The sequence below is a fragment of the Psychrobacter sp. genome (assembly GCF_049295055.1).
GTDB lineage: Bacteria > Pseudomonadota > Gammaproteobacteria > Pseudomonadales > Moraxellaceae > Psychrobacter.
Genome location: NZ_JBAQQF010000031.1, coordinates 22100 through 46368 on the forward strand (window position 1 = coordinate 22100; position 24269 = coordinate 46368).

The following is a 24269-nucleotide window of genomic DNA, read 5'->3' on the forward strand; positions in this document are numbered from 1 at the left end:
TAAAAACAAGGAAAAGAGAGTGTGAGAATATCGACTACTGTGATTATGATTGCTGCCAGCTTGTTATCAGTGCCTGCGATAGCGGATGATGCTTATGGCACGCCGTTTGACGGCTGGGGGTTTGTCAAAGACGACTGGCAACTGGTCTGTGATAATACCTTGACTTGCCGAGCAGTAGGTTATGCAGATGAAGGTTTGATATCTGAAGAAATACTTTCAGCTAGTATATTGATGACGGTCGTAGCCGGTGAAAAACTGCCTAGTGCAGAAGTTGTTTTGAGTAGCGAGGACTATGATGAGCAAGAAAAATTGGTGAGTGATCAATTATCAGAAAATACTAATAAAGTTGAGCTGTCATTAAATGATAAGTCTTACGGTATGGTGCAGTTTTCATCTGACGGCAGAGGGCAGTTAAGTCGCGCCCAAATACAGCAACTGCTCAAGCTTGCTAGCCAGAATGCTAAGATACAGTTCATGTCAGGGGTTTATCAATGGCACGTATCCGATCAAGGGTTGGCGGCGGTATTGCTGAAACTTGACGAAGTACAAGGTCGCGTAGGCACATCGCTCGCATTTATCAGTAAAAACAATCCCAATCGACAAACACCTAAAAAAGCGTTGAAAATACCTATCGTTAAAAAAGACTATGGCTATCTAGACGATGCCGCGCTAAAAGAAGGTAAGCAAGTGCTCGATCCGAAAAAACTGGCGTACTTCCAAGCAAATATAAGTCGTTGGGTCGATGTTGATGCTAAGCAGTTTATAGGCTCTGAAGATACTACAGGTGATTGTGAGCTTATAAATCCTAAAAGTGAGTCTTCTATTAACCTAGCGAAATATTCTAGTAATAATCTTGATTGGGATTTTACACCGGTTAATGCCAACTATACCTTGGCCAGTCACCTCTGTTGGCAGGGTGCCTATAATATGGGTGCAGGATTTTGGCTGATAAATCATGCTAAACCAAGCAAGCCACAACTGATTACGACATCAGCGAGTGATTACTCTGATGGTGAAATTTACGCTATTCATAAGGATAGAGGAATAGGTGACTGCTGGAATAGCAAAACATGGGTATGGAATGGCAAAACCTTTGCAATGACGGAAGATTCCAGTACAGGAATGTGCCGAGGCTTCGCCGGTGGCGCATGGAATTTACCAACTTACACCAGTAAAGTCATCAAAAGCGATAGCAAGGTTCAGTGAGTCGTAGCGGTACTTAAGGGGTATTGAAGCGATACTTAGATAAACCACCGTGTAAATGCCATTTCTATTAATACTTTTAAAATAAAACCGATAAACCCAGCACCAAGCGCTAAAAACATCCAAAATGTACCCGCACGCCCTGCATCGGACTTTTTAGATAGATCCCAAATAATAAAAAATAAGAAAGCAATAAAGATCGGTAATAAAACGTACATTCCCCAACTGGTGACTGTACTAGCAGCAATCGCAAACATGGCTTTATCCTATATATGGATGAGTAAATTACCAGCTTCTCTATTATTTATTTTTATGGCTTTTAATAAAATACTTATCAATAGTCGAATAAGATTTCAAAAGTCACAATATGTAGAGAAGTGAATAATAGATGGCGTTATTATAACGTGGAATAGACTGGGTATAAATGTTTCGTAAACCTCAAGCAACAGGAACGCTACAATAGCTCTGACCCGCAAGTCATTTGGCGCTTATAATAGTTATTAAAAGTAGTAATCAAAAACAGCTATCGAATAATAAGCAGTGCCAATCAACTATAATAGTTAGAATTTTATCGCTATTTTTGGTTCAAATAGTGCAATAGCCTGTAAAGGTTGTTATATTTATAGGTTACTTATCTTTTCGCCTTATTTTATATTCCATCAATTTTCTGTTTATTTATGTGAGTTTATAGTCCTATGTCACAAGCCCAAATCGATACGCTCGCCTCACTATTTGACAGTGCGATTCAAGTCCTCAAAAATGACGGCGAACTACCGGCTGATTGGCAAAATAACAGCCAAATTACGCGTACTAAAGATGCCAGCCATGGTGACTTTGCAAGCAATATCGCCCTGACCGCTGCCAAAGCAGCAAAAGCCAATCCACGCCAGCTCGCTGAAAAAATCGTTAATGCCTTGCCTGAAAATCAAGATATCCGCCAAGTAGAAATTGCAGGTCCAGGATTCATTAATGTATTCTTAAATAGCGAAGCCAAATTTGCGGTCTTAGACGATATTTTTAATCTGCAGGAGCGCTTTGGTTTAAGTAAGCAGTTTGATGGACAAAAAATACAGGTTGAGTTTGTATCAGCGAATCCAACTTCGAGCTTACACGTGGGTCACGGTCGCGGTGCCGCATTTGGCATGAGCGTATCAAACTTGCTTGAAGCGATTGGTTATGACGTGACGCGTGAATATTATGTCAACGATGCTGGCCGTCAGATGGATATCTTAGCGACCAGTACTTATTTACGTTACTTAGAAATTAATAACGAAGCAGTTATTTTCCCATCAAATGCTTACGTTGGCGACTATGTCCGCGATATCGCAGAAACGCTAAAAGTGCAGCATGGTGATAGTTATGTACATAGCTTCGCAGAAGTCGCTAAAGATGTACCAGAAGATGCGCACTATGAGATCAATACTGATGGCGAAAAAGTACTGCTATCAGGTGATAAAGAAGCCCATATCGATGGTCTGATTGTTAATAGTAAAGCTTTGCTTGGTGAAGGCTATGAGCTGTTTTTAAATGCAGCATTGATTAGTATTTTGGCTGATATCAAAGATGATCTAAATGACTTCGGTGTAAGCTACGAGTGCTGGTTTAGCGAAAAATCGATTGATAGCGAGATTGAGCCAGTCTTACAGATTTTAGACGATAAAGGTTATCTATACGAGAAAGACGGTAATATTTGGTTTAAATCGACGGATTTTGGTGATGAAAAAGACCGTGTCGTCCGCCGTGCCAATGGGCAAAGTACCTATTTTGCCTCTGATATTGCCTATCATAAAAATAAGTTCGATCGTGGTTTTGATAAAGTTGTGAACGTTTGGGGCGCAGACCATCATGGTTATGTCCCACGTGTGAAAGCTGCCTTATTAGCGCTAGGTATCGATGCCGATCGCCTTGATGTCGTACTGGTACAGTTTGTGGCATTATGGCGTGGTAGCGAAAAAGTACAGATGTCATCACGTTCTGGCAAATTTGTCACCTTACGTGAGCTGCGTCATGAAGTAGGCAATGATGCCGCGCGTTTCTATTACGTCGCGCGTAAGCCTGAAGTGCACGTTGATTTTGATTTAGAGCTGGCAAAATCACAAAGTAAAGATAATTTGGTTTATTACATTCAGTATGCACATGCGCGGGTGTGCCGCGTCCTTGAGAAATTAGCCAGTAGTGGTTTAAATGTTGATGATGCTATTGGTGCCGAGCAACAGCAGTTACTTACTGCGCCTAGCGAAGATGAGCTGATTAAACTACTAGCTGCTTATCCAGCTACTTTGTTACGCTCAGCGACAGGCTATGAGCCGCACATACTAACCAATTACCTGAAAGAATTAGCCGCGCTATTTCATGGTTGGTACGACAGCAATCGTATCCTACCAGTCAGTGTGACCTCAGGCGAGACACCAAGCCAAGAAGAAACTGATATGATGCAAGCCCGTCTACGCTTGTCTAAAGCAGTAAGGCAAGTATTGAGCAATGGGCTAGGTTTATTAGGGTTATCTGCACCGTCTAGCATGTAAGATAAAAGCAGACGACTGATAGTAATAATTCGACGATAATTTGATAACGACAGATATATTCAGTAGGGAGAACGAGATCCATGTTAGCCAAAAAACCAAAAGGTGCCACTGAAAAGCGTAAAACGAGTAGTGTGTCAGGCTTATTATGGATGTTTGTTGGCGCGGTTTTGACACTCATGATTGGGGTGTTTTTATACCTTTCACCGTTGTTTAACTTTAGTCCTGGTGATGGCAATGCCGTTACGGATCCTAATAAACAAGTACAGCAACGGGTTGATACTGATACTGATAACGGTGATTATGAGTTCTACGATATTTTACCCAATCAAGAGATGGCGACTATCCCTGATGAAGATTTCGGTCAGATAGAAAACGGTCAAACAGGTCAAATCACAGATTTTGAACCTGATGTCGTTGTCAATCAATCTGAAAGCACGACGCCAAATCGTAACGATGATGCGGGTAATTTTGGTATCTCTGAAAGCACGGTTATTGAACCAAGTCGTGGCAATAACGCTGGCAGTAGCAATAATAGCGATGATATTGTCATCGTTGAAGAAGATGCGACTTATGATGGCACACCAGCTGCTAGTAATAGACCAAACACGGCTAATGCAGGTAACGCGAGCATCCAACCAGCCAAACCTGCTGCAACTTATATTTTGCAAATAAACAGCTTTGGTGATGCGGATGAAGCGGATCGTCGCCGAGCGCAAGTGCTTATGGCTGGTGTCGATGCTAAAGTGGTAAAGAATACGACTGGTAATGGTTTGCCTATTTATCAGGTTATCTCGCGCCCGATGAATAATCGCCAAGCAGTTGCTACTGCGCAACAGCGTTTACAAAACAACGGTATCGATTCTATTATTGTTGAACAACGTCGTTAAGATTGGTGTTTTAGTATCATTTAACAAGTAAAAAGCGTCACAATGACGCTTTTTTTATCCCTTTTTTTTAGTACCTTCTATCAAACTTCATATAAGAGCATAATGATGACTGTCACTAATTCAGAAGCTGCAACCGTCGGTATGATGAAAGCTTTCTTTCAAAAATACTTTATTGATGCCTTTACGGGCATGGCATTGGGACTTTTCGTTACCTTAATTGCTGGTCTTATTATCTCGCAAATCGGAGGCTGGCTAAATATACCAGCACTAATTGCGGTTGGTAAGCTGGCATCAGTGCTGATGGGCGCGGGCATCGGTGTGGGTATCGCTTATTATCTAAAAGCACCAACGTTAGTGATGCTGAGCTGTTTGGTAGCAGGTATGCTGGGCGCGCATTCTGAAGCGCTGATGACAGGAACGTTGTTTACCCCACAAGTGGGTGGACCTGCAACGTTTGTTGCGCTGCCAGGCAATCCGATTGGTGCGTACTTAACTTCCGTCTTTGCTTATCGAGCTGGTACTTGGGTCGCTGGTAAGACTAAACTTGATATTTTACTAGTGCCTTTATTGGTATGCGCGGTCGCATTAGCAGTATGTGCGCTACTTAACCCCCCTGTCGTTGCTGCTGTCAATGCGATTGGTCAAGGCATTCAAGCAGCAACGACTTTACAGCCATTATTGATGGGCATCGTGATTGCGGTGGTGGTGGGTATATTACTAACGATGCCGACGTCTAGTGCTGCTATTTGTATTGCGATTGGACTTGGTGGCGTGGCGGGTGGGGCAGCGGTAGTCGGCTGTGCAGCCCATATGGTTGGCTTTGCAGTAGCCAGTTATAAAGACAATGGTATCAGCGGTGTGATATCTCAGGGTTTGGGAACCAGTATGCTGCAGATTCCCAATGTCCTCAAAAAACCACTCGTTTTATTGCCTGCTGTGATTGCTAGCGCCATCGTTGGTCCTATTGCGACTGTAGGTTTTGGACTTGCTTGTACCGCAACAGGCGCCGGTATGGGCACGGCTGGATTGGTCGGCGTGTTTGGTGTGATTGAAGCGTCACAAGAGATGATGAGTACGGGTCAGTTATGGACAGCGATTATTTTATTGATGTTTGTATTACCCGCTGTGATTGCTGGACTGGTGGCTTATATGATGCGCCGAGTTGGTTGGTTGGTCGATGGTGATATGAAGCTGCCTTAGATTCATGCACAACTCTCAATGTACAACGCTCAATGCTTAAAATTATCCTAATAATTACTTATAAGAAAGCCCAGCTATTAAATAGTTGGGCTTTTTTTATTCTACATTTTATAGATGCTTTTTTTTATAAAAGCTTTGTTTATAAAGGCTTTGTTTATGAAAGCTTTGTTTATCAAACCTTTAAAATTAACGACGTACATCTTTAGGCGCATCGCCATTTGGCCAATCTTTATCTTTATTGGCTTTTACAGGGCGCGGTAAATGGGTAAAGTAAGCAGCAATATCGACCGCTTCTTGATCACTTAGTGAATTGCCTTGACCAAAGGGCATTTTACCTTTAATAAATGCAGCGGCAGTATAGGTACGTGCCATACCTGCACCATCGTTAAACGATTTATCGCCAGCAACCGCTGGATAGAGATAAGTACCATCGTCATTGTACTGGCCTTCACCTTCAGCGCCATGACAAACGGTACATTTCTCAGCAAATAGTTTTTTACCGTTATCAGTATTTGGCTCTAAAGTTTTATCCACTTTAACAAAACCGCGACCTTCAGGTGAAACCCCGAAAGGGAGATCTTGTGACAACCAGCTCATGTAAGAAACCATCGCATTCATGTCATCTGAACCTAGATCAAGCGCTTTCCCATTCATGGAGCGCTCAAAACAGCCATTAATGCGCTCTTGTATCGAGTTGACGCGACCAGCTCGTGTACGATAAATAGGATAAATACTTGGCATGTTATTCCAAGGCGCAGCAAAGGCTTCTGAGCCGTTACCCAAATGGCAGCTGGTACAGTTCAGCTGATTACCAACATTATCTGGCAACTCTTTATAAGTATGATTAGCGATTTGTAAACCACGGCGTACCGCTGCGCCATACTCGTCATCGGGAATAGTAGACTCGTCTGGCATTTTAATAGCAGGTTTGGCACTTGCTGTAGCGTCGCCGCCTACAGTAGCAGTAGTGTCATTGGCCGCTGGCATACTACCTTTTAAGGTATCGGCATAGGCTTGAAGGTCTTTTACGCGTGCTATTGCTGCTGCTTCTTCGACACGGTCAACGGCTTTGATATCATTGCTATCGCTACAGCCGGTCACACTGGCTGCACTAATCGCAAAAATACTGGCTAATAACAAGGAGGAGGACTTGGCGCGCGGGAAATTTTTCATTGGAATATCCTTATTTTAAAAAATAATATATGAATCTGGATTTATGTGATAATTTAGCTGCTCTAGTGGCAGAACTAACCTTTTATTTGGGATGGACAGAATACTCAAAGTGCTAAAACTAAGGGTGATGGCTAGAGAAATGATAAATATATTTAAGAGTTCAGAGCAATCTTATTCCTTCTTATTCCTTCTTATTCCTTAATCAGTCTAACCCTAGCTATCAAAATATAACAAGCAATCAATCTGTAAGTTGCTAGTAACATAATTGTATCAAATACAAATATGTAAAGTGTTTTAAAATTGAAATTAAAAGCCAATTTAGCGCATTAAAGATCAGATTTAAGCAAAGTGCTTATTATAAAATGGCTATTATGAAGTAATTTTTATAAGGTGCTTAGTATTTTGATGATTAAAAAAGCGCTTAAACGTTATCGCGTTTAAGCGCTTTTTTAATCGAAGTGTTTTTTATAATAGCTTGCTTGCTATTACTGATTCAATATTGAGTTACTTAGCGATTGCAGCCTTGTTAGCAGCATTTTTAGAATACTTTTTACCTTTGATTTTACGAGACAGCTTATTCATATCATTTAATACCTTGCTATAACGTGATGGGAACACGCGCTGGACAGCATCTATCATTTTGGCGTCACTTCCAATCAAGCAGCGCGGCTGGTTCGTCGCTGCGGCATGCAAAATAACCCAAGCAGCATCACTGGCATCAAATTTTAAAAACTTATTAAAGCTACTGATGGATTTACGACCGCCGCGCATACCGATATCTTTGATACTGTCGTTACCACGTGCGCTATTGGCGATGTTGGTTTTAATACCACCAGGATGAATACAGGTTGCTGAAACGCCGCAATGTTGAATGTCTAGCTCTTGGCGCAAGCTCTCGGTAAAGCCACGTACGGCAAATTTACTGGCATTGTAGGCAGATTGTGAAGGCTGAGCGGTTAAGCCAAATAGGCTTGAGGTATTCACGATATGACCATGTTCTTTAAACTGGCGGTATTTTTCATTCTTATCATTACTATTGAATTTATTAGCACTAATATCAATTTCGCTTTCTTTAACACTATTTTTAATTAACGGCAAAAATGCTTTAGTCCCATAGACGACACCCCAAAAATTAATATCCATGACCCATTCAAGCTCGCTAATGCTGCTGCCTTCGACCGTGGAATACAGCGCTACGCCTGCATTATTAAAGATGAAATTCACTTTACCGTGCTCTGCCATGACATTATCAGCCCATGCTTCAACGGCTTTATTATCCGAGACATCAAGTACCGTTGTAGTCGCTTTAATATCGTAATTAACGAGCATCTCTTTGGTTTGTATGAGCTGCTCAGCGTTGATATCAGATAACGCCACATGACAGCCCATTTTGGCTAAATGAATGGCAAGCTCGCGACCCATACCAGAGCCTGCGCCAGTAATAGCAGCGACATGATTATGATAATAAGGCGCAATATCAAGGTCTGGATCGACAGAAAAAGGCAAGTGTTGACGTAGGGAGGTTGCTATAGCAAATACGTTATTAAGCATGATGAACAATCCTTTGTTTCATTAATAATTTTTATTTCGTTAATAATATTGGTAGACAATGGGGGTCTACGGATATTTCTACCTTAGCATGCTTTATGGGAAATACTGATAGCGATTGATAAACGCAGCTGTCATTTTTAACCACTATATTGGCTGTAATAAATAAAATAATAAATATTAGACATAAAAAAAGCGTCTAGCATAAAATATGCTAGACGCTTTTTTTATAAAGCAGGTAAGACTTTTTAAGCGTCTATCGCTATTTGCTCTGAGTCATCGGTAGAAAAGGTGATTTCAGGGATTTTACCTTCGTTAATCACTTGTTCATCAACAAGTACGGTCTTGGCATTTTCCATAGAAGGCAGCTCATACATCGTCTCAAGGAGTGCGTTTTCAACGATAGAGCGCAGTCCACGTGCACCTGTCTTGCGCGCCATTGCCTTTTTAGCAATCGCATCAAGCGCTTCTTTAGTAAAGGTAATGTCAGCACCTTCCATATCAAACAGGTACTTATACTGCTTAACCAAGGCGTTCTTAGGTTCTGTCAATATCTGAACCAATGCATTTTCGTCTAGCTCTGTAAGAGCAGCAAGCACAGGAAGACGACCGATTAGCTCAGGGATAAGTCCAAACTTGATCAAATCTTCAGGCTCTACTTGTTGCAGCAGCTCTGAGCTACGTTTACTATCGTCTTTTGAGCTGACATCAGCATTGAAGCCAATGCCTGTTTTTTCAGTACGCTGCTGGATGACTTTGTCAAGACCTGCAAATGCGCCCCCAACAATAATCAAGATATTACTGGTATCGACTTGGATCAGCTCTTGCTGCGGATGCTTACGACCACCGTGTGGCGGAATAGCAGCAACCGTACCTTCGATAAGTTTTAGCAGCGCTTGCTGAACGCCTTCGCCTGATACATCACGCGTGATGGAAGGGTTGTCGCCTTTTTTGCTGATTTTATCAATCTCATCGATATAGATGATACCTTGTTCCGCTTTACTGACATCATAATCTGATGCTTGTAATAGCTTTTGTACGATGTTTTCAACATCTTCACCGACATAACCTGCTTCGGTCAAAGTCGTTGCATCTGCCATCGCAAAAGGCACATCGAGTAGACGTGCTAAGGTTTGGGCAAGTAAGGTCTTACCAGAACCAGTAGGACCAATCAGCAAGATGTTACTTTTAGACAATTCAACCATCGCATCATCAGCGCCGATCTTCGCTTTTTTGCTGTCATTGGCTAAGGTTTGGCTGACTTTTAGACGTTTATAATGGTTATAAACCGCAACCGCCAATGCTTTTTTGGCAGCGTCTTGTCCGATGACGTATTCATCAAGTTTGGCGCGCAATTCTTTTGGCGTTGGTAGCTTTTTATTGACCCAAGAAGTGTCAATGTCGCTATCGTCGTCACTATCTTCGTCAGTGTCGGCAATGAGGTCAGTACATAGCTCAATACATTCATTACAGATATTGGCATCGTCAGCAGCAATCAGCTGCTTCACTTCACTTTTTTCTTTGCCACAAAACGAGCACTGCGGGGTATTATCTTCTGCCATAAAAGGCGCTCCTAAAATTTAATGCTTATAAATATGCTGAATGTCTACGTCGATGCTTAAGCGTGTGATGCTTTAGTATATAGAGCATGGCACTCGAGCATCGCGGCTTATCAAGGCTTTTATACAGTTACTGTTATGGCAACTATTAGAGTCACTACTTATAGCGACTATAAAGAAGCAGGACGGCGCTCTAATACTTCATCGATTAGACCATATTCTTTTGCTTCTTTAGCATCTAGCCAATAATCACGCTCGACGTCTTTTTCAATTTTTTCTACTGGTTGACCCGTACGCTCAGCCAAGATCTCATTTAAGCGCGCACGAGTTTTTAGGATTTCGCGAGCATTAATTTCGATATCACTTGCTTGACCTTGCGCACCGCCTGAAGGCTGATGAATCATCACGCGAGCGTTAGCCAATGCGTAACGTTTGCCTTTTTCGCCAGCAGCCAATAAGAATGAACCCATGCTGTACGCACCGCCCATACAAATGGTTGATACTTCAGGTTTGATAAAGTTCATGGTATCAAAGATTGCCAAACCGGCACTGACTGAGCCGCCCGGTGAGTTGATATATAAATGAATGTCTTTATCAGGGTTCTCAGCTTCCAAAAATAGCAGCTGCGCGACGATCAAGTTGGCCATATGGTCTTCGACTTGACCAGTCAAAAAGATAACACGCTCACGTAATAGACGCGAGAAAATATCAAACGAGCGTTCACCGCGCGCTGATTGCTCAACGACCATAGGAACTAATGCCGCTTGTGGCGCGCTGTGGGTATGTTGTGCACTTTGTACATCGTTGTGCGCACTCATCAACATATCAAAATGCGGGTTGGCAGTGATGCGATCATAATCTGTCATAAAAATATCCTGTTTATAAATATAAAAGAGTAGAGGCGTGCAAATCATTAATTTTTTATTGGTGTTTATCATTGTAAGCATTGATAGCTTGTAATAAAAGCTATCAGCAAATAAAACTTATTGAGCTGAGTAAAATTACCTATCGCACAAGTAGCTGAGAAATCATGGCGATTGATCCTAAAGGTAGTGTTAGCTGCTAAAAATAATTGAGCTAATGGTAACTTTTTTATCAGCGTAATAGTAACTTTTTAATGTGACAAATTAATGTGACAAATGATAAATGACTCCCTATTAATAAGGCGTCTATAGCCATTTATCAAGGGCATTACCAATAAATTGTTTATAAAGATAGCATATACGTTACCAATAAAAATGCCCTAACAATCTGTTAGGGCACTGTATTAGAGCATTTTTGCAGCAATCTTAGCAGTCATTGCCAATAAATGGCAAAGGGCTTGCTAGATTACATCGCTTGCTGCTGTTGTTGCTGAGCAGCTAGTAAGTCTTGATAGCTCACTTCTTTATCAGTCACTTTACCTTGAGCGATTAGATAGTCAACCACTTGGTCTTCTAGTACGACAGACTCAATGTTCGCGCGCTGCTGCTTGTCATTGGTATAGTACTCGATCACTTCACTTGGATCTTCGTAGTTTTCAGCCGCTTCTTTGATGAAAGTCTCAACGCGTTCTTGATCTACTTCTAAGCCTTTGGTGTCGATAACGCGAGCAACGATGATACCAAGACGGGCCGCACGTAATGCTTGTTCTTCGAACAATTCATTCGGTAGCATACCTTTATCAAAGCTATCAGCGTTTGCGCCGAACTGCTGAGAAAAACGTTGCATCATCATGCTGCGTTGACGGTCGATTTCTTGCTCTAACATGGCGTTTGGTACGTCAAACTCGTTCTTTTCTAGCAAAGCATCAAATGTCGCTTGTTTTACTTGGCTACGCGCTGCGTTTTTGATTTCGCGTTCCATGTTTTTACGAACGTCGTCTTTTAACTTCTCAACGCCGCCTTCTTTAACACCGAACAGCTCAAGGAACTCTTCATTGATTTCTGGAAGCTTAGATTTTTCAACTAATTTTACGTTGATTTTGAACTGAGCTTCTTTACCCGCTAAGTTTTCAGCTTGGTAATCTTCTGGGAAAGTCACGTCGATAACTTTCTCTTCGCCAGCTTTCATGCCTTTGATGCCTGCTTCAAAACCAGGAATCATTTGGTTGCTACCGATAACCAGTTTGAAGTCCTCAGATGAGCCGCCTTCGAACTTCTCGCCATCGATAGAGCCTTCAAAATCAAAAGTGACTTGATTGTCTTTATCCGCTTTGCCTTTTTTGACGACGAATTCTTCACGTTGTTTTTGTAGGTTTTCGATCATAGTATCAACGTCAGCTTCATCAACCTTGGCAGTATGACGCTCAACTTCGATTTCATCGATACCTTGTACGTCTACTTCTGGGAAGATTTCAACGGTCGCTTGATAAACCAAGAAATCATCTTCAAGTTTTACGTCGTCGATGTTAGGCATGCCAACCGCGCGGATATCTTCAGATTTGATGGCTTCAAAAACGGTATCACGGATCACATCGTTGATCACTTCTTGTTGAATGCCAGCACCGTACTGTGAACGGATATGGGTCATAGGGACGTTGCCTTTACGGAAACCGTCAATCTTGGCGGTTTTCGCGACTTGGCGAATACGACCTTCAACTTTGTTTTGAATCTTTTCGACAGGTACTTTAACTGTCAGCTGAGTTTCTTTGTTAGATAACTTGTTGGTTGTGACTTGTAAATCTGTAGCCATGTTGATTACACCTTTAGGATTAAATAGTACTTTGGATAAAAAAGTACTTAGGGTTAAATAGTAATAGACAACCATGCTGCAAAATACGCGTGTGCTACTGGTTGCCGTTGGAATAAATAGGGGATAGTGACCGCTATTTTACCACCAATGCCGCAAGCAATCGCCTTTGGTCTTGGTATAAAAAATGATAAATCTCAATAGCAGCTATCAAATATCAATATTAAACCGTTAATGGCTCGCATAATAACGCTTTTTGGCGAATAATACAGACAAATAACGGCTTTCAACAAAATTTTAAAAGTAGAACAGTATAATCTATCTAATTATTAAAGTAAAAATTATCTCTTTAATAGGGGCGTATATGATTTTTGCAAGTTTTACTGTAGTTAGTAATAACTAAAATAAGTACAAATATTACAACGCGCTACTGAGATAATTTTTTCTTGCTTGCTGTGCCTGCGTAGACAGAGGCGGCGCAAAACTTATCCCAGTAGCAATGTCAGTACCAAGGTCAGCAGCACTTTGCTTGTTTTATAGTAGATCAACTATAATTATATCAAATATAGCTATAACGGCAGTTGCGCCAATAACTGCTGAATTGCCTGACCGCGATGGCTGATGCGGTTTTTATCAGCAGCGCTTAAGCTTGCTGCCGTCGCTTGCTGCTCTGGCAACCAAAACAGTGGATCGTAACCAAAGCCACCATCACCGAGCGGCGACGCTAAAATCTCACCGTGCCATAAACCCTGCGCGATAATCGGTAGTGGATCATCAGCATGACGTACCATCGCCAGTACGCAAACAAATAACCCTTTGATAGGCCCGTTAGCCTGCGCATCGCGAATAGGCTGCAAGTCAGCAATAAGCTTGGCGTTATTTTTGCCATCATTGCCGTGCTCACCGGCATAGCGCGCCGAGTATATGCCCGGAGCGTTACCCAATACTGGCACACATAAGCCAGAATCATCTGCAATCGCAGGTAATCCACTAATACGGCTGGCATGACGGGCTTTTATGATGGCGTTTTCGATAAAACTCAAGCCGTCTTCGATGGCATCGTCGATATTGAGCTGACCTTGCGGTACGATAACGACATCCAAATCTGCTTCGGCAAACAGTTTTTTAAACTCAGCCAGTTTGCCTTTATTATTGCTGGCGAGCACCCATTGGTTGTGAGGTGTTGCTTGGATAGAAGGTTGCGATGTATGGGTAGCGCTCATAATATCATTCCGTCAAATAATTTTTAGATGTTGATTGGCTAGCTGTTAATTCTTGGCTATATTTTAAAAACTGCATTTATTAACCTTATACTCAGGCTAAGATCTAGTGTAAAAAGCGTTAAGATAGATAGGTTCGTCCGTCAAGAAATTAGTAATGGTTATACTAATTATATAATCTATAACATTTGTTAACTGAGATTCATCACTACTATTGCTATACTAGCTGCCAAGCTATCGTGAATTATATCTTATAGCTTGTGAATATTAAGTTAATAAATGCTTATAAAGTCAAGTATTTGGCTTTTGGGTGCACAGCAAGAAAAAAACAACAGCTCGTAAGTTCATTTTGGATTCATAATAATACGTGATATTGTATTAAGAAATAACACGTCCCAAACGATAGTATTCATTTCAAACAATAAACTCAGCCAATTTAGCTCGCTATTTTATAGGGTTTTTTGCGCGGTAAAAATAGCGTAAAATCTGATTTCTATTATTGATTTCTATAATATTAGTTTCTATGAATTAACGGCTAAACAGCAAGGATAAAATAATATGTCAAAGATTACCTTACCAGAATTACCCTATGCAAAAGACGCGCTAGAACCACATATCAGTGCCGAGACGCTAGAATACCATCATGATAAGCATCACAATGCATACGTGACTAAGCTAAACGAATTGCTACCAGGTTCTGGTCTAGAAGACAAAACTTTGTCAGAAATCATCGTAGCAACGTCTAAAGATGACAGCAAGCAAGGTATGTTTAACCAAGCAGCCCAAGTATGGAACCATACGTTCTATTGGAACTGCATGACGCCAGACAATGGCGGTGGCGAACCTACTGGCGATCTAAAAGGCAAAATCGAAGAAGATTTCGGTAGCTATGATAAATTCCGTGAAGAGTTCAAAAACGCAGCAATGACTCAGTTTGGTTCAGGTTGGGCATGGCTAGTTGCTGATAAAGTCGGTGGCAAATTGTCTATCGCTAAAACTGCCAACGCTGATACGCCACTTGCACATGACCAAGTAGCAGTATTGACTTGTGACGTATGGGAACATGCTTACTATATCGATTATCGTAACCGTCGTCCTGATTATGTAGATACCTTCCTAGACAAACTAGTGAACTGGGACTACGCAAACGCGAAATATAAAGGTCAAGATGCTGGTGTTGAAGAGTAAATAACTCTTTAATCATTAGGTTATCTTAGCTTTATAAGTAAGAAAAAAGGACGCCGCGAGGTGTCCTTTTTTTGGTTTAAAATTTATCGTAAGTAGTGTTCAAACATATCCTTACTTATGTTTATTATACATCTGATTAAAATAAGAATATGGTTTGTTTCTAAGAAAGTCATTTCCACTACCTTTTATAGGAAGGTATTATGCCAAATAATCATTCTTTACCGCTATCTTTGATAATACTCATCGAAACTAAAATAAATTGTGCTAGTCAACAAATTCAAGCTTTTAAAGAGCTACAACCATTAGTCTTAACCGAGAAAGGTTGTTTGCAATATGAACTGACTCAAGATGTTGAAGATGAAAATCAGTTTGTATTAATAGAAAAATGGGCAACTCAAGTAGACTTAGACGCCCATGATGTTACTCCGCATATGATTAAGGCAGATAAAACTAGCATTAGTTTTCGAGCCAGACCTGCAACTGTTTTTAAATTAAAGTCAATTTAACTTGTCGTAAGCTACGCTCAACTTACGAAGCACGATAAGAAAATTGAAATTGTCTAAAGAACTAAGGTATCGCAATGATAGAGTATCAAGGATGGTTCGTTATTAGAGAGTCTTTCAGTGAACTTGATGAGTCAAAAGATAAGATGAAGGAAGTTTGGCAAAAGCTGGAATTTTTTGTAGCTAATATCAATTGTAATAGAAATATTTGTCAGATGAAAATTACTAATGGTAGTTACAAGCTGATGATTGCAGGAATGGATAATCATAAATCATATTCATGGACTGAAATATTGGAGTTTTTAAATTGGATAGCCATAGAAGCTAAAGGATCTTACGGGTTGCTGTATTTTTGTGATGACGAAGATAAAGACGGCCTAGATAATCAATTTCAAGTTATAGTATTAAAGAAGGGGAAAATCAGCTTTGAGTTAGATAAATTTCTATCTCCTTATAATCCTGAAGTAGAAGAGTGAGCTAACTAATACATTGGTGGAGTAGTTATGTGTGAAATGCACCTTACGCAACCATTCAATATTACGATTTTATATAACTGTTCGCTGGGCTAAAGCTACAGCCTACAAAAAAATCTCTAAGGCCTAACTCTATAAAACGTTAAAGTTATGCACTTTTAAATCTTCCCTCAACATCGCAATGTTATAAAACGCATGCGCATTCACCGTATTTTGAAAGAAGATATATAACGTATCAAAATGCTGACGCTGATTGGCAATCGCTTGCGCCCAATCCTGCATCTCTGCTTCGCTATAGCGATAATCATGGCGGTCGGCAGCACTCATCGCATCCCACCAGTTTAAGTTATTACCATGCATACGCAGATAACCAGTACGCTCGGTAAATATCAGCCGTGACGGTGGTAGACCGCTGACTTTGGGATAATCAACGCTGCACCAAATCAAACCTTGCTCGGTAAAACTATCGACCACTTGCGGGGTATGCCAGCCGTTATGACGAAACTCGATGGCTAATGGGTAGTCTTTAAACCAGCTGACTAGATTTGCTAGATAAAGTCTATGCTCGCGAGTACGGTCAAAGCCATGTGGGAACTGTAATAATAGTGGCGCTAGAGCGTTGGCTTCGATAAGTGGCGTGAGAGCAGTCAGAAAAGCTTGCGCGTGTTCGGCAGTGCCTTTTCGAGCATGAGTGAAGTCTTGATGTAGTTTGACGGCGAATTTCAATTGGCTATTTGCTTCGGCATAGGCTTTATTAACCATACCTGCAAAGGCTTTTTGCCCTATAGGCGCGTAAAAGGTGCTATTAATTTCGACCGCGCCGTATTGCTTGGCGTACTCACGTAAGAAATCCGTCTTTTTGGTGCCCGTTGGATATAGCGTACCGAGTAGGTCGGTATCGCTATAGCCGCCAGTACCGAGGTAAATAGTCTGCGATGCATTAGCCAGTTGAGTAGAAATATTTTGGTCTGAAGGAATAGACGAAGTGGGATTATCAGTAGTCATAAATTAACCACGCATCATTTAAAATATCAAAGTTAGAATAGCAAGCTAGATAAAGCCATTAGCCATAAGATAAATAGCAGTGTTAATGATAGAAATTGTGCTGCTGATCCTACGTCTTTACCTATCTTTGCTAGCGGATGTTGCTCCGTAGAAGTATGGTCAATACTGGCCTCTAACCCAGTATTAAACAGCTCAACAATAATAGATAAAAATGAAGCGATAAGCAGGATCATTTTCATAGTGATAGCCAAAGGTATAAATATCAGCACGATAAGCAATATGAGATTGAGCCAAAATGCTTGTCGAAAAGCCGCTTCATTTTTATATGCTGCCATAAAGCCATCAGCAGAGTAACCAGCGGCTTTCACGATTCTCCCAAATCCTGCTTTGCCTTTTACAGTATCGGCGAAGTTTTCAGCAGCTTCCGTTCCCACATCTGGCGTATGAGCAGCATGATCATGATGATGGTGCTGATTAAGCGGCTTAGGAGAGCTAGAAATCGGCTGTTTATCAGAGTTAGGCTGTTTAAGGTCGCTCATATAAAAATCTCAATCATCGTTATAGAATAGCGGACAGTTTAGCATGCACAAACTTACTTTTGTCTAGCCCACAACCATTCGATGAGCGCCATCAGCGCATCATTTTCTTTATTACCACTCAGTTCACGAGTAAGTGCTGCGCGCCCATCATCAAATAGCGATTGTGCATAGCTGGTCGCATCTTCGACACCCATCAATTTCACATAGGTAGATTTATCTAATTTTTCATCACTGCCAGCAGGTTTGCCTAGCGCATCTGTGCTAGTCGTCACATCTAAGATATCGTCTTGCACTTGAAAAGCTAGACCAATATGTTGAGCACATTCCTGTAGTGCCATACGCTGCGGAGCGGTCGCACCAGCACAAATACCGCCCATTAGCATCGCCGCCTCAATCAATGCGCCCGTTTTATCACGGTGGATAGCTTCTAAATGGTTTTGTGAAATGCCAATCGTGGCTTCGGCATTAAGATCAAGCATTTGACCAGAAACCATACGACGAGCACGTGGGGCAAAAATGGTAAATAGCTGGCTTGCGATAGCTGAATCAAAAGGCGCAAAAGTTGGCATCTCTGCCGTTAATACTTCAAATGCTAACGTCTGCAGTACATCCCCTGCCAGCAGGGCAGTTGACTCTTCAAAGACGATATGTGCGGTTGGCTGACCACGGCGCAGCTCGTCATCATCCATACAGGGCAGGTCATCGTGCACCAATGAATAGGTATGTAGCAGTTCTACCGCCAATGCAGCACGGCGACACATATCATAATTTGAGTCGCTTTCTAGCAAAGCTTCCAAACCATCAGCGTTAGCCATACTTTTTTCATTATCAGTGTCATTATGAGCATTAGTACTAGCAAAGGTGCTAGCCACCAATAACGGGCGCACCAATTTACCGCTACCGGTCATCACATAACGGCATGCATCAAGCAGCGGACTTGGCAACTCAGCATAAGCAAATAACACGTCAATATCTTGCGACAGTTGCGTGCGCACATCGTGATGAAATTGCTTAGTATCTATAAAAGGCATAAAGCTAGCATCTGCAGGGTTTGGCGTAAAAGAAACAGTCATAATCCAGCCATCTATCAGGTGAATAATAAAAATATCGTTAGTGTAGCATGATAGATTATATTCCTTCTGCCACACGTATAGTCAGTCCCAAATAAAAGAAATAAAAACATTATAACGTGCTACTGGTATCAATTTTTCTTGCTTGCTGTACCTACGCAGACAGAGGCTGCGAATAATTAATCTCAGTAGCACTGTATTCTTTTAAAAGTGGATCTACTATAGCCTCCGTGAGTCAGCCTCCGTGAATCATTTTTTATGCTTTAGGGTTAAAAAAGCCGTTTGAGCAACTGAAATACGATAACAAGCCGTTGTTACGTATTGGCGACTTAACTTAGCGGCTGAATATGTTTTGATAAGAGGTCGCGTTAAGTGTTTGCTTTTCACGCGCTAATTCCAGTATACAAACAATCACTTAAGGTAGATTGCTAGTCAGGTAAAGGGCTGCTGTCGATTTAAGAGTGACTTGCGAGTATGGTATTAGCTTGTGACAGTCGGGGGCATAATCCCCTACACTAATTGGCGTGAAATTGGTCTAGCGATTAACGAGTGGCGTTTTACACCATTATTTAATCGAAAAACTAGTATACGACCAAGTGTCAGTCAACAGCGACAACGACAGTAGTAATATAATATAAGTACATAGAACATCAGTACACAGCTATAAATGTACAAGCATAAGCGCTGGATAATAAAGATATCTGCACTGTTTAATCTGGCTTGCTTTTATCAAGGCAATATCACGACGACATCACGACAACATCAAGACGACGTTGCTTATGATAATTGTGATAAAAGGTCAGATTAGCGGTGCTATTACCCATTTTTCTAACAATAACTGGCTATGTACTTTAATTTTAAAACTTTTAATTTTAAAACTAGCTTTCGTTATATAGCAAGGAGTTCCAAATGGTATACCAAGGAAATCGCATTACGGTGACAATGCTAGAGGATGGCATCGCCAACATGCAGTACAACGCCGAAAATGAGAGCGTGAATAAGTTTGATGCTGAAACCAATAAGCAATTTGCCGAAGTGGTTAATGCTTTAGAAAAAGCCGATGACGTTAAAGGTTTAATTGTCACGTCAAGCAAAGGCGTATTTATCGCTGGTGCTGATATTACAGAGTTTGTGGCGTCTTTTAAGCAGCCAGAAGAAGAAATTAAAGATTGGGTTATTAATATCAATGACGCCTTTAATCGCTTTGAAGATTTGCCATTCCCGAAAGTAGCTGCCATCAATGGCGCGGCGCTTGGCGGTGGTTGTGAGATGACCTTGGTTTGTGAATACCGTGTCATGAGTGACAAAGCCATCATCGGTCTACCAGAAACCCAATTGGGTATCTTCCCAGGTTTTGGTGGTACGGTTCGTACTACGCGTGTCATTGGTATCGATAACGCGCTTGAGCTGATTGCGACTGGTACGCCAAAGAAAGCACTTGATGCGCTAAAACTAGGCTTGGTTGATGCGACCGTTGCTGCTGATGACTTGCAAGATGCGGCCATTGATTTGGTCAAAAAATGTATCTCAGGTGAGCTTGATTGGAAAGCGAAGCGTGAAGAGAAGCTTAACCCAGTTAAATTAAACCAGCTTGAGCAAGCGATGGCGTTTAACAGCGCAAAAGGTATGATCTTTGCCAAAGCCAATCCTAAGCAGTACCCTGCGCCAGCACTTGCTATCGCTGCGATGGAAAAACACGTTAACTTACCACGTGATAAAGCGATTGAAGTAGAAGCAGCAGGTTTTGCAAAAGCGGCGAAAACCCCACAAGCAGAAAGCTTGGTTGGTCTATTCTTAAGCGATCAGTTGGTTAAAAAACTAGCCAAGCAGCACAGTAAAAAAGCACATGAAATCAATGAAGCTGCGGTACTTGGCGCTGGTATCATGGGCGGTGGTATCGCTTATCAAGCAGCCATTAAAGGCTTGCCAATCATCATGAAAGATATCAAGTCTGAGCAATTAGACCTTGGTATGGGCGAAGCCAGCAAACTGCTTGGCAAAATGGTTGAACGCGGCAAAATGACCCCAGCGAAAATGGGCGAAACCTTAAGCCGTATCCGTCCTACTTTGAACTATGGTGATTTTAGCGAAACAGATATCGTGATCGAAGCCGTCGTAGAAAATCCAAACGTGAAGCGTAGTGTTTTGAAAGAAGTAGAAGGGCTGGTAAAAGACGACTGCATCCTAGCGTCAAACACGTCGACTATCTCTATTACTTTCTTAGCAGAAGCGCTTGAGCGTCCAGAAAACTTCGTCGGTATGCATTTCTTTAACCCAGTACACCGTATGCCATTGGTAGAAGTGATTCGCGGCGAAAAATCCTCTGAAGAAGCCATCGCGACTACTGTCGCACTAGCCTCTAAAATGGGCAAAGTGCCCGTTGTGGTCAACGACTGCCCAGGTTTCTTGGTAAACCGTGTATTGTTCCCATACTTTGGCGCGTTTGACTTGTTATTAAAGCAAGGTGCTGATTTCGCTCATGTCGATAAAGTCATGGAAAAATTCGGCTGGCCAATGGGTCCTGCTTATCTCATCGACGTGGTCGGTCTAGATACGGGCGTCCATGGCGCAGAAGTGATGGCAGATGGTTTCCCAGATCGTATGAAGCCTGATTATAAAGGTGCGATTCAGCATCTATACGAAAACAAGCGCTTGGGTCAAAAGAACGGCGTTGGTTTTTATAAGTACGAAACGGATAGCCGCGGTAAGCCAAAGAAAGTCGCTGATGACGCCACTTATGAGCTGCTTAAAACCACGACAGACAGTGATAAGCAGACGTTTGACGATCAAGCCATCATCGATCGCACCATGCTGGCTTTCTGTAATGAAACCGTACGCTGCTTAGAAGACAACATCGTGAGCACGCCAAGCGAGGCTGATATGGCAATGATCATGGGCGTCGGTTTCCCGCCATTCCGCGGTGGCCCTTGCCGTTATGTCGATCAAATGGGTTTAGACAACTATTTGGCACTGTGTGAAAAATACGCGCATCTTGGCAAAGCGTATGAAGCCCCGCAAAAGATTCGCGATATGGCAGCAGCAGGCGAGACCTTTTACGCCACTGCGTAATAGGCGTCATTACTAGGATGAAGTGCCATGCGTTTGCTTTTTGAGCAAGATAGCCATTGATAAAATTATATTTTCAATCGCAGACGTACGGTTATAGTCGGTTCAATTGAAGACCAATACAGTGACATCAAGCGCCAGAGTAAGTATCGTGCTTTGGGCAAGATTGGTACTGTAATAGACTCAACGTGAACGGACTACACTGACAATAAAAATTGAAAAGGAAGATAGTATGACAACTTTAAGTCCAAAAGATGTGGTCATCGTAGATGGCGTACGCTCAGCGATGGGCAAATCTAAAAACGGTATGTTCCGTCATGTTCGCGCTGATAGCCTGTCTGCTGAATTGGTACGTGCGCTGGTTGAACGCAATGACTTTGATCCGCGTGATGTCGAAGACATCATCTGGGGCTGTGTGAACCAAACGCTAGAACAAGGCCTAAACATCGGTCGTAACATCGGCCTATTGGCTGGTATCCCAAAAACGGCTGGCGGTCAAACCGTCAATCGTCTATGTGGTTCTTCTATGCAAGCGCTACACACTGCCGCTGCCCAAATCATGACCAACCAAGGTGACGTGTTCATCATTGGTGGTGTTGAGCATATGGGTCACGTCGGTATGATGCATGGCGTTGATCTTAACCCTGCGGCCTCTAAGCACTATGCAAAAGCCTCGAACATGATGGGTTTGACCGCTGAAATGCTGGGCCGTATGAATGGCATTACGCGCGAAGAGCAAGACGCCTTTGGTCTTGAATCACACCGCCGTGCTTGGGCGGCCACTACTGAAGGTCGTTTTGACAACGAAATCATCGGTATCGAAGGTCATGATGCGGCTGGTCGCTTGCAGCTATGTACCGTCGATGAAGTGATTCGTCCAGATGCGACAATGGAGCAAATGCAAAAGTTACGTCCAGCCTTTGATCCAAAAGGCGGCACAGTGACGGCAGCGACTTCATCTGCGCTATCTGATGGCGCAGCGGCAATGCTGGTCATGAGCGCGCAAAAAGCCAAAGACTTGGGTCTAAAGCCACGTGCTCGTATCCGTAGCATGGCGGTCGCTGGTTGTGATGCGGCTATCATGGGTTATGGTCCTGTACCTGCTACGCAAAAAGCGCTAAAACGTGCTGGCTTGAGCATTGATGATATGCAAACCATCGAGCTTAACGAAGCCTTTGCCGCGCAAGGCTTGTCTGTACTTAAAGCATTAAACTTGACTGGTAAGCAGGACATCGTCAACATCAACGGCGGCGCGATTGCACTCGGTCATCCACTCGGATGCTCAGGCGCTCGTATCACCGTGACCTTGCTAAATGCGATGGAGCAATCAGATACAGAAATCGGTCTAGCGACGATGTGTATCGGTCTTGGTCAAGGTATCGCAACGATCATTGAGCGTGTTTAAGTCTTAAATTGCCAGTCGATTTTTTAATACTTAACGACTGCGAATATTTTAATAACTGACCCCTAGTCATCATGACTGGGGGTTTTTTATTGAGTAAATCAAGGCGGTTTGGGCGCGCCCACTACTGATAAATTGTTATTAAAAATTATCTCCATTGACGTATTCACCAAACTATGACTAAATAAGAGTCAGTTAAACCACGACACTATTGTTAGGTTTACAATAGCTTTTGATGGTAAATGTCAGTCGTACAAGGAGTGTACTATGTCTACTATGATTACCGATCGCACTTATCGAATTGCTCGCGAAAACACGCAAGCGATGATTATCGATGTACAAGAACGCTTAACACCGCATATCTATGATCATGAAAATATCATCAAAAAAACTGTGACGCTTATCAAAGGTCTGCAAGCGCTTGGGATTCCCATCATGCTCAATGAGCAATATAAAAAAGGATTGGGTGATACGTTACCCGAGATACGTGATGTACTAGAAGGTGATAATGCAAAAAGCTTTGAAAAAGTCACGTTTAGCGCCTGCGATAACAATGATACATGGCATCATTTAGCGCAGCAGAATCGTAGTACTATTTTGTTATTGGGGGTCGAAGCACACGTTTGCGTGCTACAAACGGCGCTTGATTTGCTTGATAATGGGATGCAGCCCGTCATTATTGGTGATGCGGTTGGTTCGCGTTTTCCCTATGATAAAAAACAAGCCATTCGCCGCATTCGCCGTGCCGGTGGAGTCATTACGACCGTAGAAACCATTCTGTTTGAATTGTGCCGCAGCAGCGAAGACCCAGCTTTTAAGACCATTAGTAATTTGATTAAATAGCGGGTTTAACCCATTTCAGTAGATTGAAAAGAGATAGCGCTTGTTAATATAAGCGCTATTTTGTTTTTAAGTAGAGAGAAATATGTCCTTAATCAATTCTATATCATTGACCAGTCCAAAACTTGCCTCAACTATCGACATCGATGACGTCACTCATTTTTTATTAGAGTTGGATGCGCTCAAACGTGTCAATCG

General features: G+C 42.1%; 20 protein-coding genes. 10 read left to right on the forward strand and 10 right to left on the reverse strand.

The window, feature by feature from the left end; genetic code table 11:
* The first annotated feature begins 21 nt into the window (after window positions 1-21).
* On the forward strand, window positions 22-1206 hold the full coding sequence (locus WAZ74_RS03975; protein WP_422306036.1) for a DUF1176 domain-containing protein: 1185 nt from the start codon (window positions 22-24) through the stop codon (window positions 1204-1206).
* A gap of 35 nt (window positions 1207-1241) precedes the next feature.
* Here WAZ74_RS03975 and WAZ74_RS03980 read toward each other — a convergent pair whose 3' ends face one another.
* Complete coding sequence (locus tag WAZ74_RS03980; protein WP_149491020.1) at window positions 1242-1460, reverse strand: DUF2788 domain-containing protein; 219 nt, start codon at window positions 1458-1460, stop codon at window positions 1242-1244.
* Window positions 1461-1898: 438 nt separating this feature from the next.
* On the opposite strand from WAZ74_RS03980, the gene argS reads away from it, so the two are divergent.
* The 3 genes from argS (at window position 1899) to WAZ74_RS03995 (ending at window position 5815) form a co-directional block, all read left to right on the forward strand.
* Entirely contained in the window at window positions 1899-3728 is a 1830-nt protein-coding gene (gene argS / locus WAZ74_RS03985) for an arginine--tRNA ligase (protein WP_422306040.1), read from the forward strand.
* 80 nt (window positions 3729-3808) lie between these two features.
* Window positions 3809-4615, forward strand: a complete 807-nt coding sequence (locus WAZ74_RS03990) for an SPOR domain-containing protein (protein ID WP_422306042.1) — start codon at window positions 3809-3811, stop codon at window positions 4613-4615.
* Window positions 4616-4720: 105 nt separating this feature from the next.
* Complete coding sequence (locus tag WAZ74_RS03995) at window positions 4721-5815, forward strand: PTS transporter subunit IIC (RefSeq protein ID WP_422306044.1); 1095 nt, start codon at window positions 4721-4723, stop codon at window positions 5813-5815.
* Between the two features lie 186 nt (window positions 5816-6001).
* On the opposite strand, the gene WAZ74_RS04000 is transcribed toward WAZ74_RS03995, so the two are convergent.
* The 6 genes from WAZ74_RS04000 to rdgB form a co-directional block, all read right to left on the reverse strand.
* Window positions 6002-6988 carry a c-type cytochrome gene (locus WAZ74_RS04000; RefSeq protein ID WP_422306046.1) on the reverse strand — a complete coding sequence of 329 codons (987 nt, stop codon included), beginning with the start codon at window positions 6986-6988 and terminating at the stop codon, window positions 6002-6004.
* 504 nt (window positions 6989-7492) lie between these two features.
* The gene (locus WAZ74_RS04005; RefSeq protein ID WP_422306048.1) at window positions 7493-8539 is read right to left on the reverse strand and encodes an SDR family NAD(P)-dependent oxidoreductase; all 1047 of its coding nucleotides are present in this window, start codon (window positions 8537-8539) and stop codon (window positions 7493-7495) included.
* 245 nt (window positions 8540-8784) lie between these two features.
* Entirely contained in the window at window positions 8785-10098 is a 1314-nt protein-coding gene (clpX, locus tag WAZ74_RS04010; RefSeq protein ID WP_422306050.1) for an ATP-dependent protease ATP-binding subunit ClpX, read from the reverse strand.
* Between the two features lie 167 nt (window positions 10099-10265).
* Window positions 10266-10961 (reverse strand): ATP-dependent Clp endopeptidase proteolytic subunit ClpP, encoded by a 696-nt coding sequence (gene clpP / locus WAZ74_RS04015; RefSeq protein WP_422306052.1) that lies wholly within the window; start codon window positions 10959-10961, stop codon window positions 10266-10268.
* A 463-nt stretch (window positions 10962-11424) separates the two neighbouring features.
* A complete protein-coding gene (gene tig, locus WAZ74_RS04020) occupies window positions 11425-12768 on the reverse strand; it encodes a trigger factor (protein ID WP_422306054.1) in 1344 nt (447 codons plus the stop codon).
* A 566-nt stretch (window positions 12769-13334) separates the two neighbouring features.
* The gene (gene rdgB, locus WAZ74_RS04025) at window positions 13335-13988 is read right to left on the reverse strand and encodes an RdgB/HAM1 family non-canonical purine NTP pyrophosphatase (RefSeq protein ID WP_422306056.1); all 654 of its coding nucleotides are present in this window, start codon (window positions 13986-13988) and stop codon (window positions 13335-13337) included.
* Window positions 13989-14543: 555 nt separating this feature from the next.
* Here rdgB and WAZ74_RS04030 point away from each other — a divergent pair.
* The 3 genes from WAZ74_RS04030 (at window position 14544) to WAZ74_RS04040 (ending at window position 16152) form a co-directional block, all read left to right on the forward strand.
* The gene (locus WAZ74_RS04030; RefSeq protein ID WP_422306058.1) at window positions 14544-15173 is read left to right on the forward strand and encodes a superoxide dismutase; all 630 of its coding nucleotides are present in this window, start codon (window positions 14544-14546) and stop codon (window positions 15171-15173) included.
* 200 nt (window positions 15174-15373) lie between these two features.
* Complete coding sequence (locus tag WAZ74_RS04035) at window positions 15374-15679, forward strand: putative quinol monooxygenase (protein ID WP_422306060.1); 306 nt, start codon at window positions 15374-15376, stop codon at window positions 15677-15679.
* A gap of 74 nt (window positions 15680-15753) precedes the next feature.
* Window positions 15754-16152 carry an Imm7 family immunity protein gene (locus tag WAZ74_RS04040; protein ID WP_422306062.1) on the forward strand — a complete coding sequence of 133 codons (399 nt, stop codon included), beginning with the start codon at window positions 15754-15756 and terminating at the stop codon, window positions 16150-16152.
* Between the two features lie 129 nt (window positions 16153-16281).
* On the opposite strand, the gene WAZ74_RS04045 is transcribed toward WAZ74_RS04040, so the two are convergent.
* From WAZ74_RS04045 to WAZ74_RS04055, 3 genes are read right to left on the reverse strand one after another with little or no spacing between them, the layout of a single operon-like run.
* Window positions 16282-17154, reverse strand: a complete 873-nt coding sequence (locus WAZ74_RS04045; protein WP_422306064.1) for a DUF72 domain-containing protein — start codon at window positions 17152-17154, stop codon at window positions 16282-16284.
* Window positions 17155-17186: 32 nt separating this feature from the next.
* Window positions 17187-17693, reverse strand: coding sequence for a diacylglycerol kinase (locus tag WAZ74_RS04050; protein WP_422306066.1), 507 nt, complete (start codon window positions 17691-17693; stop codon window positions 17187-17189).
* Window positions 17694-17746: 53 nt separating this feature from the next.
* Window positions 17747-18766, reverse strand: a complete 1020-nt coding sequence (locus WAZ74_RS04055; RefSeq protein WP_422306068.1) for a polyprenyl synthetase family protein — start codon at window positions 18764-18766, stop codon at window positions 17747-17749.
* A 906-nt stretch (window positions 18767-19672) separates the two neighbouring features.
* On the opposite strand from WAZ74_RS04055, the gene fadB reads away from it, so the two are divergent.
* From fadB to WAZ74_RS04070, 3 genes are all read left to right on the forward strand, one after another.
* The gene (gene fadB, locus WAZ74_RS04060; protein WP_422306070.1) at window positions 19673-21832 is read left to right on the forward strand and encodes a fatty acid oxidation complex subunit alpha FadB; all 2160 of its coding nucleotides are present in this window, start codon (window positions 19673-19675) and stop codon (window positions 21830-21832) included.
* 229 nt (window positions 21833-22061) lie between these two features.
* Complete coding sequence (gene fadA / locus WAZ74_RS04065; protein ID WP_422306072.1) at window positions 22062-23234, forward strand: acetyl-CoA C-acyltransferase FadA; 1173 nt, start codon at window positions 22062-22064, stop codon at window positions 23232-23234.
* A 264-nt stretch (window positions 23235-23498) separates the two neighbouring features.
* Entirely contained in the window at window positions 23499-24074 is a 576-nt protein-coding gene (locus WAZ74_RS04070) for an isochorismatase family protein (RefSeq protein ID WP_422306075.1), read from the forward strand.
* Window positions 24075-24269 lie beyond the last annotated feature (195 nt).